Raw genomic sequence first — 11,778 nt, 5'->3', positions numbered from 1 at the left:
GGCACCCTACGGGTAGGTGTCGACGTCGGTGGTCATCACGGCCCGCAGCGCCTCGGCGAGCCGCTCCGCCGCCTCTGCCCGGACGGTGCCGAGATCGACCAACGGCCCACCGGTCTTCGTGACCAAGGGACGGAGGCCGCACCACTCCCCTTCGGGAACCCCGAGCGCGGCCAAGGCAGTCCGTACGGCCTCGGCCGCATCGGTGGCCCGCACCCACCCGTCCCGCCAGGTCTGCATGTCCATCAGTGCCCCGTCCCGTGCATCCTCAGGAGCACGTTGCAGTCGACGACCACGGACTCGTCCCTCTCCTGCACGGCGGCCTTCCGCAGGACCGCCAACCGCTCGCACTCCGGGCACCCCGCTACCGGCCGGGGCACGGGGCGACCGCCCCGCACGGGCAGCACCACCGGCTCTTCATGCCACCTGGCGGGTTCCGTCGTCATCACGCCGCCCCCGGTGGGGCCGAAGCACAGAACATGGTGAAGCTCCTGTCGATATGGGGGAGTCGGTTGAAGGTGAAGTCCGCGAGGAGTCCGGGCATGCCGAATCACCCCTTCAAAGCCGCCTCGGACGCTGCGGTACGCCGTGAACCGTCAGTGGGAAAAGACCCCTTGAGGCGTTGACGTGCCGAACCTAAGCCCGCTGTAGTTGCGGGAACACTCACCGTTGGTACGAGATGTCACGCCGGAGTGATCGGGGGTCCCCGTGGCAGTCAGCACACGAGGCACGGGGCTCGTCTCGGGCTTCGTGCTCCGCACTGCGCGGGAGAGCATCCCCCGCTCGCAGGAGGAGATGGCCGAACTCCTCGTGTGGGCGTGGGTACCTACCAAGGCTGGGAGTCCGGCCGTCGGCCGATCTCGAACATGCGGGGCGCGGATCTGCTCGGCCTCCGTCGCCGTTTACCTACGCTGGGCGCGGATCCGGACGTCGTCATCCTCTTGGATGCCGCGATGGACGCCGACCGCATCATCGAAGCGGCGCTGACCCCTGCCCGCCCCGGGGAACCACACCCCCTCTCGGAGTGGGTCCACACCAGGGACACGGCACATATGATCGCGTGGGCGGTCAACGGCTCCGCCCCGCCCGCACTGCGTCGACGGCCTGTTCCTGCTCGCCGGGGCCCCGTCGCATCGGCCCCACAGCTCACCCCGACCGAGCGGGCCGCCTTCTTCTCACACCTTCGCGACACCGCCGAGGCCGCGGTACGAGTCGGCGGAGAGAGTTCGCTCCTCCATCGCCAGAGCCTCTACCTGCTCTCCTACGACCCTGGTCCCGACGCCGCGTCATGGACGGCCCACGCACTCCACGCCCGGCGCGGAGTGCTCGTAGGGCGCGGCTGGACACCCCACTGGGCGGAGGCTCGTTCCACCGCCACGGCCCTGGCGCGACTGGGCGACCCTCAACCCCTGTGGGACTTCATCGATCGCTCGATGGCAGACAGCGACGAAGGCGAGGTGGCCAACCTCAACTACTGGGCCCTTTGGCTGGGCGTGATACAGCGGCCCCAAGCCAACGACGCCTTCATGCGTGACCGGGAAATGACGCACTGGGACCCCGTCACACTGCTGCGCGGCCTGGTACACGGCCTCCATCGGGCACCTGGCTTCCCGGACCTCTACGCACACACCGTGTGGGCCTTGCTGGAAGCCCACCCATGGCTGCCGCTGGCAGCCCGCGACCTGACCCGAACGCTGGCACGCCTGATCACCCAACTACTGGATGGAAACGGGCTGTCGGAAAGATCCAGGCGCGAGCTGAACACCGTGCACTACCGTCTAAGCGAGCATCAATGACCAACTCGGAGGGCACCACATGGCAGACGAGACGGCCAATGCAGAGGGCACGGCAGGCTTCCTGTTCGAGCTGGGCGTCCTGAAGCGTGAGCGCCGGTCGGGGTGGTGGCACACCGGAGTCAGGGACCCGGAAAGCATCGCCGAGCACAGCTTCCGGGTCGCGGCCATCGGTGCCGTCCTCGCGATGATGGAGGGCGCCGACGCCGCCCGCGCCACGCTCATGTGCGTCATGCACGACACCCAGGAAACCCGCCTCGGCGACATCCCCCACATCGGCCGCCGCTACCTCAAAGCCGCCTCCAACGAGGAGATCACCGCCGACCAGCTCGCGACCGCCCACCCGGCCGTCGCCGCCGGCATCCAGGCGGTCGTGGAGGACTACGAGAACGGCACCGACCCCGAGGTGGTCATCGCTCACGACGCGGACAAACTCGAATGCCTGATCCAAGCGGTCGAATACCGTGAACAGGGCAACGCGAACGTGCAGAACTGGATCGACTCCAGCCTCAACGCGTTGAAGACGGCCTCCGCCAAGTCCCTCGCCGACGCCGCCCTGAACATGTCGTCGCTGACCTGGCGCGAGACCTTCCTCCCCCGATAGTCACCTCTGCCCCAGGCGGACCGCAGACGCCAAGCCGTGCGGAGCGCGTAGCGATCTGACGCGCCGGGGGGCTTCTCCGGACGGTCTCATCGCCGTTTCGCGTGGTCTGGCCTCCCCCGGCCCTGGATCAGGGGGATGTCGGCCCGCATGCCCGGCCCACCCGGACGGAGCCAGGCCGCGCATCGCTGACGGGGCCGCTCCTCCAGTCCTGTCCTCGGTAACCGTTCTTTTGGGGGTTTCCCGGCAGTCTTTGGCATTCCGTGGCGGGTCGGGCTGTCAAGGGTGGCCGAAGGCCATCGCGAAGCGACGCGACCGAAGGGAGCGCCCTTGACAGCCCGTCCCGACACGGAAGGACGATGAGACGGACGGGAAACCCCCAAACCCTCCCTGACACGGACCAGGTCAAGTCCCGCCGCCCCTCGACCCCGCCCCGCACCCGGGGGGCGGGTGGGCAGGCGCCGACCGGCCCCAGGGGGTCGAGGGGGCGATGGCGGGCCCACGCCGGAAGCCCCCCCAGCCCCCTCAGCCCCCCTCCGGCCCCGGCCCCGTCGACCCCCGTACCACCAGTTCCGGCTGGAAGACGTACTCCGTGCGCTGGACCGGGGTACCGGCCACCGCTTCCAGGAGGGCGCCGACCGCCGCCGTGGCCATCGCGCGGACCGGCTGGCGGACCGTGGTCAGGGGCGGGTCCGTGAAGGCGATGAGCGGGGAGTCGTCGAAGCCGACCACCGAGACGTCCTGCGGTACCCGCAGCCCCCGTTCGCGGGCCGCGCGGATGACGCCGAGGGCCATCATGTCGCTCGCGCAGACCACCCCCGTACAGCCCCGGTCCAGCAGGGCGCCGCCCGCCGCGTGGCCGCCCTCGACCGTGAACAGGGTGCGCTGGACCAGCCCCTCGGCCGCCGCGCCGGGCAGGGCCGCGAGGAAGCCCTGCTCCTTGCGGGCGGAGGGGACGTAGCGGGTCGGCCCGATCGCGAGGCCGATGCGGCGGTGGCCCAGCTCCTCCAGGTGCCGCACGGCCATGTCGGCGGCCGCCCGGTCGTCCGGGGAGACGAAGGGGGCGCTGATGGCCTCGTTGAAGCCGTTGATCAGGACGAACGGGACCCCGCGCGCCGCCAGACGCTGGTAGCGGGCGGGGTCGGCCGACGCGTCCGCGTGCAGGCCGGACAGGAACACGATGCCGGTGACCCCGCGTTCCTCCAGCTGCTCCACCAGCTCGTCCTCGGTGGCCCCGCCCGGGGTCTGCGTGCAGAGCACCGGCGTGTAGCCGTGCCCGGCCAGCGCCTGCTCTATGACCTGGGCGAACGCCGGGAAGATCGGGTTGGTCAGCTCGGGGATGAGCAGGCCCACCAGCCCGTTGCTGCGCCGTTTCAGCCGTACGGGCCGCTCGTAGCCGAGCAGGTCGAGCGCGGCCAGCACCCGGTGCCGGGTGCCGGCCGCCACGCCCGCCTTGCCGTTGAGCACACGGCTGACCGTCGCCTCGCTGACCTCGGCCTGCGCGGCGATGTCCGTCAGCCGGAGCGGGGAGGTCACCCCAGCCACCACACCGCGCTGTCGGCCGGGAGCAGGTCCGCGTCCCCGGCCGGGTCCGTGCTGGCGAGCAGCACCGTCCCGGGCGCGGGCATCCGTACGGGTTCGCCCGTGGTGTTGACGGTACAGACGAAGCCGCCGCGCCGGAAGGCCAGCACCCCGGCGGGGGCGGGCAGCCACTCCACGGCGTCGCCCGCGCCCAGTTCCGGCCGCTCGCGGCGGATGCGCAGTGCCGTCCGGTAGAGCTCCAGCGTGGACGCCGGGTCGCCGGTCTGCGCCTCGACGCTCAGCCCCGCCCACGCGGCGGGCTGGGGCAGCCAGCTGCCGCCGTCGCCGAAGCCGTACGGGGCCTCGGTGCCCGACCACGGGATCGGTACGCGGCAGCCGTCGCGCAGGCCTTCCTGGCCGTTCTCCTTGAAGAAGGACGGGTCCTGGCGGACCTCGTCGGGCAGGTCGGTGACCTCGGGCAGGCCCAGTTCCTCGCCCTGGTAGACGTACGCCGACCCGGGCAGGGCCAGCATCAGCAGCGCCGCCGCCCGCGCGCGGGCGAGGCCCTGCTCCCCGCCGCCGTAGCGGGTCACGTGCCGCACCACGTCGTGGTTGGACAGCACCCACGTCGTGGGGGCGCCGACGGGTCGCATCGCGTCGAGGGAGTCGTCGATGGCGGCGCGCAGCGCGTCCGCGTCCCAGCCGGTGTTCAGGTAGTGGAAGTTGAAGGCCTGGTGGAGCTCGTCGGGCCGCAGGTAGAGCGCGGTGCGCTCGGCGCTGGGGGTCCAGGCCTCGGCGACGCCTATGCGGTCCCCGGCGTATTCGTCGAGGACGGTCCGCCAGGAGCGGTAGATCTCGTGGACGCCGTCCTGGTCGAAGAAGGGCAGGACCTGGTTGCCGAGCAGCTTGAGCTGTTCGCTGCGGCCGAGGTCGGGCAGGCCGGGGGCCTTGACGAGGCCGTGGGCGACGTCGATGCGGAAGCCGTCGGTGCCGAGGTCGAGCCAGAACCGCAGGATGGAGCGGAACTCGTCCTGGACGGCCGGGTGTTCCCAGTTGAAGTCGGGCTGTTCCGAGGCGAAGAGGTGCAGGTACCACTCGCCGTCGGCGACGCGGGTCCAGGAGGGTCCGCCGAAGAGGGATTCCCAGTCGTTGGGCGGCAGCTCGCCGTTCTCGCCCTGTCCGGGGCGGAAGTGGAAGCGTTCGCGCAGCGGGCTGCCGGGGCCTTCGCGGAGTGCCTGCTTGAACCATTCGTGCTGGTCGGAGCAGTGGTTGGGGACGAGGTCGACGATGATGCGCAGCCCGAGCGCGTGGGCCTCGCGGATCACGGCGTCGGCGTCGTGCAGGCTGCCGAACATGGGGTCGATGGCCCGGTAGTCGGCGACGTCGTAGCCGGCGTCGGCCTGGGGGGAGGCGTAGAAGGGGCTCAGCCAGACGGCGTCGACGCCGAGCTCCTTGAGGTAGGGCAGTCGCGTGCGGATGCCTTCGAGGTCCCCCATGCCGTCCCCGTTGGAGTCGGCGAAGCTGCGCGGATAGACCTGGTAGATCACCGCTTCTCTCCACCAGCCGGGCAGGGTGCCGCTGGCGGTGGAGAGCGTTTCGGCGAGGTGCTGGGTCATGTCGTCCTTGGAGAGATCGGGCCGGTGATGCGTGGGTGGGCGCGGGTGGTCAGCCCTTGGTCGCGCCCGCTGTCATCCCGGCGACGAGGTGACGCTGGGCGAAGAGGAAGAAGATCGCCGCCGGGATGGCGATGAGCACGGAGGCCGCGCTCATGGCACCCCAGTTGGAGGTGTACTGGGTCACGAAGGTCTGGAGTCCGCCGGCGAGGGTGAGGTTCTCGTCGCCGACCATGAAGGCGGAGGCGTAGGCGACCTCGCCCCAGGCCGTGATGAAGGCGTAGAAGCCGGTGACGGCGAGGCCGGGCTTGGCGAGCGGCAGGATCAGGCGCCAGAAGGTGCCGAAGGGGTTGAGTCCGTCGACGCGGCCGGATTCGTCGATCTCGACCGGGATGGTGTCGAAGAAGCCCTTCATCATCCACGCGCAGAACGGCACGGCGATGGTGAGGTAGGTGATGATCAGGCCGAGGGGCTGGTTGAGCAGCCCGAGGTCGCCCATGAGGTTGTAGAGCGGGACGATGAGGATGGCCATCGGGAACATCTGCGTGATGAGCAGGGTCCACATCAGGGGCTTCATGCCGGGGAACTTGAAGCGGCTGACGGCGTATCCGGTGGTGGCGGCGATGAACACGCCGAGGACGGTGGTGACGCCGGCGACCAGGACGGAGTTGCCGAACCAGGCCAGGAAGTGGCTGTCCTCCAGCAGGTAGCGGTAGTTGCCGAGGTTGGGTTCCTTCACGAAGTCCGTGGTGATCGCGTACTTCGCGGGCTTGAGCGAGGTCAGCAGGATCCACAGCACCGGGAACACGGCGACGACGGAGGCGACGAGGAGCGTGGCGTGCAGGCCGACGGAGGCGAGCGGGGAGCGGCTGCCGCGGGCACGGGCGGTTTTGTCGCGGGCGGTCTGGTCGGCGGTGGTCACGGTCACCACACCTCTCCCTGCTTGCGCAGCGAGCGCCGGTAGACCAGCGCGAAGATCATGAGCAGGGCGAGGATGAGGACGCCCCAGGTCGCGGAGCCGGCGAAGTCACGGGGGCTCGCGATGAAGGCCTCGCGGAAGGCCTGGGTCACCAGGATCTCGGTGGAGTCGCCGGGGCCGCCCCGCGTCAGCAGGAAGATCACCGGGAACATGTTGAAGGTCCAGATGGTGGAGAGCAGGATCACGGTCATGCTGACGGCGCGCAGTCCGGGCAGCGTGATGTGCCGGAACCGCTGCCACGGCCGCGCCCCGTCCATCTCGGCGGCCTCGTAGAGCTCGCCGGGGATCGACTGCAGGCCGCCGAGCAGGGCGACCATCATGAAGGGGACGCCGAGCCAGACGTTGACGGCGATGACGGAGAACTTGGCCCAGGTCGGGTCGTCGAGCCACGGGACGGCGGAGATGCCGCCGCCGTCGAGGACCTTGTTGAGGATGCCGTTGTCGCGGTTGAAGAGGAACCGCCAGGCGAAGACGGAGACGAAGCCGGGGACGGCCCAGGGCAGGATGAGGGCCATCCGGTAGGCGGCACGGCCCCGGAACTGCCGGTTGAGCATGGTGGCCAGGGCGAGGCCCAGGACGAAGGTGATGGAGACGCAGGCGACGGTCCACAGCACCGTCCACACCAGCCGCTGCCAGAAGACCGGATCACCGAGCACGGCCGTGTAGTTGTCGAGCCCGACGAACTCGTACGTCGCCTCGATGTGGCGCACGCCGATGGTGCGGGAGACGTTGCGCTCGTTGGCGTCGGTGAGCGACAGGTAGACGCCCCGGACGAGCGGCCACCCGATGATCACGCCGAGGACGAGCACCACCGGGGCGACCATGGCCCAGGCGTACCAGTGCGTGGCGAGGGCGCGGCCGAGGCCGCGGCCGGGCCGGGGATTTCCGTTGGCAGTCGCGCGGCTGGGGCCGCGGGCGGCGCCGGAGTTCTCCCCGGCGTCCGCGCCCGCGGCCTTCGCCACCGACTGGCTGGTGTCGGCAGCCATCGTCCTCGCTACTTCCAGCCCTTGAGGATCTTGCGGAACTCGACGCCGGCCGCCTTGGCCGCGTCCTCGGGGCTGGAGGCCCCGGTGACCGCCTTGGTGTACTCGACCTTCAGCGGCTCGAAGAGGGAGCCGTTCTCCGGGATCCAGGCGCGCTCGACGGCCTTGTCCACGGCGGGCTTGAAGAACTGGACCATCTCGCTGGCCTTGACGTCGGGCTGCTCGTAGGCGGCCGTGCGCGTCGGGAGCAGGCTGAGCTCCTTGGCGGACTGCACCTGGACCTCCTGCGAGGTCATGTACTCGACGAAGGCGTGCGCGGCCGCGGTGTTCTTCGACCCGGCGTAGACGGCGAGGTCGTGGCCGCCCTGCGGGGCGCCGGCCTTGGCGGAGCCCGCGGGGACCGGGGCGACGCCGAGGTTGGCCTTGTCCTTGAACTGGTCGCCGGCGTAGCTGTCGGCGACGGCCCAGGGGCCGTTGATCATCATGGCGACCTCCCCGGACTTGAAGGCCGTCTGCATGTTGGTCCAGCCGTCGGTGGCGTTGGTGACCGCCGCGCCCGAGGTGACCAGGTCGCGGGCGGCCTTGAAGGCCTTGACGCCCGCGGCGTTGTCGACGGTGACCGTCTTGGACTTGGCGTCGACCAGGTCGCCGCCCTCGCCGTAGATGAAGGGCAGGAACCAGTAGGAGTCGTCGCCGCGCAGGTAGAGGCCGGTCTTGCCGGTCTTGGCCTTGATCGCGGCGGCGGCGGTCTTCAGCTCCTCCAGGGTCTTGGGGGGCTGGACGCCGGCGTCGGCGAGCATCTTCTTGTTGTAGAAGAGGCCGAGGGTGTCGATGACCTGCGGGACGGCGTAGGTCTTGCCCTCGTACTTGCCGCTGGCGGCGGCCTGCGACAGGAACTCGGCGTCGACCTTCTTCGCGGTGTCGGCCGGGACCTCGTCGAGGTAGCCGAGCGAGGCGAAGTCGGCGACCCAGCCGACGTCGGCGCGGATCACGTCGGGGGCTTCGGAGCCGCTGCTGAAGGCGTTCTTGACCTTGTTCTGGGCGTCGCCGTAGGGCACGTTGACGTACTTGACGGTCACCTTGGGGTGCTTCGCCGTGAAGGCCTCGGCGATCTTCTGGAAGCTCGCCTTCTCTGCATCGTTGGAGGTGTCCCACCAGGTGACGGTGCCGGAGAGCTCGCCGCCGGCCTTCGTGTCGCCACCGTCGCCCTTGGTGTCACCGCCGCAAGCCGTCGCCGCGAGCGCCAGGGTCGCGACCAGCGCGGTGGCCGCTATGCCACGCCGCATATGAACTCCTTCGATGATCCCGGCCGCGCCCTCGCGGTCCCGAGTTGCCGAGAACGTAACAAGCCTGAAAGCCGACCGAAAGACCTTGCGGCAAATTTCTGCAAGACGAGCTGATCGTTACATCCGTGTGTCCCTACGGTTGCCGCAGCTTGCTGTTAGTTCGAACCCGCTTCGATTCCACGGGCCCGCAACCAGGGGGCGCGTACCCGCGTTGACCCCGATATGACCCATGAGTTGACGGCCGTCCCGCTTGCAAGCGCTTCCAGCAACCCGACCGCGAGCCGCGGCTGGTGGCGCGATGCCGTCATCTATCAGGTGTACGTACGGTCCTTCGCCGACAGCGACGGCGACGGCGTCGGAGACCTGCGCGGGGTGCGCGAGCGGCTCCCCCACCTGGCCCGGCTCGGCGTCGACGCCGTGTGGCTGACCCCCTTCTACGTCTCCCCGCAGGCGGACGGCGGCTACGACGTCGCCGACTACCGGGCCGTCGACCCCCTCTTCGGGGACCTCGCCGACGCCGACGACCTCGTACGGGCCGCGCACGAGCTGGGCCTGCGGGTCATCGTCGACGTGGTCCCGAACCACACCTCCGAGCGCCACCCCTGGTTCCTGGACGCCCTCGCCGGCGAGCCGGGCGCCCGCGCCCGCTACTTCTTCCGCCCCGGCCGGGGCGCCGACGGCGCGCTGCCGCCCAACGACTGGGAGTCCGTCTTCGGGGGCCCCGCCTGGACCCGCGTCCCGGACGGCTCCTGGTACCTGCACCTGTTCGCCCCCGAGCAGCCGGACCTCGACTGGGACCACCCCGAGGTGGCGGCGGAGTTCGCCTCCGTCCTGCGGTTCTGGCTGGACCTGGGGGTGGACGGCTTCCGCGTCGACGTCGCCCACGGCATGGTCAAGGCCCCCGGCCTGCCCGACATCGGCCGCGGCGCCCAGGCGACCCTGATCGGCACCGAGCCCCTCCCCTTCTTCGACCAGGACGGCGTCCACGCCATCCACCGCTCCTGGCGCCGCCTGCTCGACTCCTACGGGGGCCAGCGGATCGGCGTCGCCGAGGCCTGGGCACCCACCTCGGAGCGGCTCGCCCTGTACGTCCGCCCCGACGAGCTGCACCAGGCCTTCAACTTCCGCTTCCTCAACTGCCCCTGGGACCCGGAGCGGATGCGCACCGTCATCGACGAGTCCCTCGCCGCCACCGCCTCGGTCGGGGCGCCGACGACGTGGGTGCTGTCCAACCACGACGTGGTGCGGCACGTGACCCGCTACGGCGGCGGCGCCCGGGGCCTCGCGCGGGCGCGGGCGGCGGCGCTGCTGATGCTGGCCCTGCCCGGGTCGGCGTACGTCTACCAGGGCGAGGAACTGGGCCTGCCCGAGGTCACCGACCTGCCCGACGAGGTCCGCCGGGACCCGGCCTTCCACCGCTCCGCCGGGCAGGAGGGCCTGCGCGACGGCTGCCGGATCCCGCTGCCCTGGTCCGGGCCGTGTCCGCCGTACGACTTCGGGCCGGGCGGCAGCTGGCTCCCGCAGCCGGCCGACTGGGCGGGGCTGAGCGTGGCCGCGCAGACCGGCGACCCGCACTCCACGCTGGAGCTGTACCGGGCCGCGCTGGAGCTGCGCCGGGCCCTGCCCGGCCTCGGCTCCCCGGACGCGGGCCCCCTGACCTGGCTCCCTTCCCCCGCGGGCGTCCTCCTCTTCACCCGCCCCGGCTTCGCCTGCACCCTCAACACCCGCCCGGCCGCGCTGGAGATCCCCTCCCCCGGCCGGCCCGTCCTCTCCAGCTCACCGGTGGAGACGGACGGCCGCACGGTTCTGCTCCCGACGGATTCCTGCACGTGGTGGGCGTTGTGAGCCGGGGACCGGTACAGTCCAATCCCGTGACCGCACGGCTAGCCGACATCGCAGCCCAAGCGGGGGTCAGCGAAGCCACAGTCAGCCGCGTGCTCAACGGCAAGCCCGGTGTGGCCGCAGGCACCCGCGAGTCCGTGCTGGCCGCGCTCGACGTGCTCGGATACGAGCGGCCCGTCCGGCTGCGCCAGCGCAGCGCGGGTCTGGTCGGGCTGATAACCCCCGAGCTGGACAACCCCATCTTCCCGGCGCTCGCGCAGGTCATCGGACAGGCCCTGACCCGGCAGGGGTACACGCCGGTGCTGGCCACGCAGACGCCCGGCGGATCCACCGAGGACGAACTGACCGAGATGCTGGTGGACCGCGGGGTCTCCGGCATCATCTTCGTCTCCGGGCTGCACGCCGACACCACCGCCGACATGGGCCGCTACGACCAACTCCGCGGCCAGGGCGTCCCGTACGTCCTCATCAACGGCTTCTCCGACAAGGTGCAGGCGCCGTTCGTCTCCCCCGACGACCGGGCGGCGATGCAGCTCGCCGTGACCCACCTGACCGCGCTCGGGCACACCCGGATCGGCCTGGCCGTCGGGCCCAAGCGGTTCGTGCCGGTGCTGCGCAAGATCGAGGGCTTCCGGCTCGGCATGCAGGAGCGGCTCGGGCTCGACGAGTCCGAGGTCGAGGAGCTGATCCAGCACTCCCTGTACACGCTGGAGGGCGGGCAGGCCGCCGCGGCCGCGCTCATCGCGCGGGGCTGCACGGCCGTCGTCTGCGCGAGCGACATGATGGCGCTCGGGGCGATCCGGGCCGCCCGGCAGCAGGGCCTCGCGGTCCCGCGGGACGTGTCGGTGGTCGGCTTCGACGACTCCCCCCTCATAGCGTTCACGGATCCGCCGCTGACCACGATCCGCCAGCCCGTGCTGGCCATGGGGCAGGCCGCCGTGCGCACGCTCCTGGAGGAGATCGGCGGTACGCCGGCCCCGCACAGCGAGTTCGTCTTCCTCCCGGAGCTGGTGGTCCGCGGATCCACGGCCTCCGGGCCGGGGCAGCGCCGCAGGGCCTAGGGGGTGTCTGACGGATGTCCGTGGGGAAGGAGCGGCGCCCGGTGCGTGCTCTCGGCGTGCCGACCGGAAGCCCGCGTACTGGACGTAATTGAGCTTTCGGTC

10 protein-coding genes are annotated in these 11,778 nt (G+C 71.0%); 4 read left to right on the top strand and 6 right to left on the bottom strand.

The genetic code is table 11. From position 1 onward, the window contains the following. Positions 1–6 precede the first annotated feature (6 nt). Positions 7–243 (bottom strand): hypothetical protein, encoded by a 237-nt coding sequence (locus tag AB4039_RS26905; protein ID WP_266838697.1) that lies wholly within the window; start codon positions 241–243, stop codon positions 7–9. A gap of 572 nt (positions 244–815) precedes the next feature. Between AB4039_RS26905 and AB4039_RS26900 the strand changes: the two genes are divergently transcribed. Together AB4039_RS26900 and AB4039_RS26895 are read left to right on the top strand one after the other, a co-directional pair. Further along, on the top strand, positions 816–1,793 hold the full coding sequence (locus tag AB4039_RS26900; protein ID WP_442272006.1) for an XRE family transcriptional regulator: 978 nt from the start codon (positions 816–818) through the stop codon (positions 1,791–1,793). A gap of 19 nt (positions 1,794–1,812) precedes the next feature. Beyond that, on the top strand, positions 1,813–2,394 hold the full coding sequence (locus AB4039_RS26895; protein WP_442272005.1) for an HD domain-containing protein: 582 nt from the start codon (positions 1,813–1,815) through the stop codon (positions 2,392–2,394). Positions 2,395–2,916: 522 nt separating this feature from the next. On the opposite strand, the gene AB4039_RS26890 is transcribed toward AB4039_RS26895, so the two are convergent. Genes AB4039_RS26890 through AB4039_RS26870 form a run of 5 tightly spaced genes read right to left on the bottom strand, consistent with a single transcriptional unit; the run spans position 2,917 to position 8,773 of the window. Continuing rightward, the gene (locus AB4039_RS26890; RefSeq protein WP_266838700.1) at positions 2,917–3,936 is read right to left on the bottom strand and encodes a LacI family DNA-binding transcriptional regulator; all 1,020 of its coding nucleotides are present in this window, start codon (positions 3,934–3,936) and stop codon (positions 2,917–2,919) included. Continuing rightward, positions 3,924–5,528: a glycoside hydrolase family 13 protein gene (locus tag AB4039_RS26885; protein ID WP_442272004.1), complete on the bottom strand. Its 1,605-nt coding sequence runs from the start codon at positions 5,526–5,528 to the stop codon at positions 3,924–3,926. The genes AB4039_RS26890 and AB4039_RS26885 overlap by 13 nt, the downstream gene beginning before the upstream one ends. A 49-nt stretch (positions 5,529–5,577) precedes the next feature. Beyond that, a complete protein-coding gene (locus AB4039_RS26880) occupies positions 5,578–6,453 on the bottom strand; it encodes a carbohydrate ABC transporter permease (RefSeq protein WP_266838702.1) in 876 nt (291 codons plus the stop codon). Further along, a complete protein-coding gene (locus AB4039_RS26875; protein ID WP_266838703.1) occupies positions 6,450–7,490 on the bottom strand; it encodes a carbohydrate ABC transporter permease in 1,041 nt (346 codons plus the stop codon). Before AB4039_RS26875 ends, AB4039_RS26880 begins: the two co-directional genes overlap by 4 nt. Positions 7,491–7,498: 8 nt before the next feature. Beyond that, positions 7,499–8,773 (bottom strand): extracellular solute-binding protein, encoded by a 1,275-nt coding sequence (locus AB4039_RS26870; RefSeq protein WP_266838704.1) that lies wholly within the window; start codon positions 8,771–8,773, stop codon positions 7,499–7,501. A gap of 222 nt (positions 8,774–8,995) precedes the next feature. On the opposite strand from AB4039_RS26870, the gene AB4039_RS26865 reads away from it, so the two are divergent. Together AB4039_RS26865 and AB4039_RS26860 are read left to right on the top strand one after the other, a co-directional pair. Continuing rightward, positions 8,996–10,618 (top strand): glycoside hydrolase family 13 protein, encoded by a 1,623-nt coding sequence (locus AB4039_RS26865; RefSeq protein WP_442272003.1) that lies wholly within the window; start codon positions 8,996–8,998, stop codon positions 10,616–10,618. A 26-nt stretch (positions 10,619–10,644) separates the two neighbouring features. Continuing rightward, positions 10,645–11,676: a LacI family DNA-binding transcriptional regulator gene (locus AB4039_RS26860; protein ID WP_266838706.1), complete on the top strand. Its 1,032-nt coding sequence runs from the start codon at positions 10,645–10,647 to the stop codon at positions 11,674–11,676. Positions 11,677–11,778: the final 102 nt, after the last annotated feature.

Source organism: Streptomyces sp. M-16, from assembly GCF_052114405.1.
Lineage (GTDB): Bacteria > Actinomycetota > Actinomycetes > Streptomycetales > Streptomycetaceae > Streptomyces.
The sequence above is the reverse complement of the archived record's forward strand: the minus strand, read 5'-3'. Positions and strand labels throughout refer to the sequence as shown.

Excerpts from the sequence above, each read along its gene's own strand:
- AB4039_RS26905 (WP_266838697.1), bottom strand. The coding sequence starts at position 243 with ATGGACATGCAGACCTGGCGGGACGGGTGGGTGCGGGCCACCGATGCG.
- AB4039_RS26895 (WP_442272005.1), top strand. The coding sequence starts at position 1,813 with ATGGCAGACGAGACGGCCAATGCAGAGGGCACGGCAGGCTTCCTGTTC.
- AB4039_RS26885 (WP_442272004.1), bottom strand. The coding sequence starts at position 5,528 with ATGACCCAGCACCTCGCCGAAACGCTCTCCACCGCCAGCGGCACCCTG.
- AB4039_RS26875 (WP_266838703.1), bottom strand. The coding sequence starts at position 7,490 with ATGGCTGCCGACACCAGCCAGTCGGTGGCGAAGGCCGCGGGCGCGGAC.
- AB4039_RS26870 (WP_266838704.1), bottom strand. The coding sequence starts at position 8,773 with ATGCGGCGTGGCATAGCGGCCACCGCGCTGGTCGCGACCCTGGCGCTC.
- AB4039_RS26865 (WP_442272003.1), top strand. The coding sequence starts at position 8,996 with ATGACCCATGAGTTGACGGCCGTCCCGCTTGCAAGCGCTTCCAGCAAC.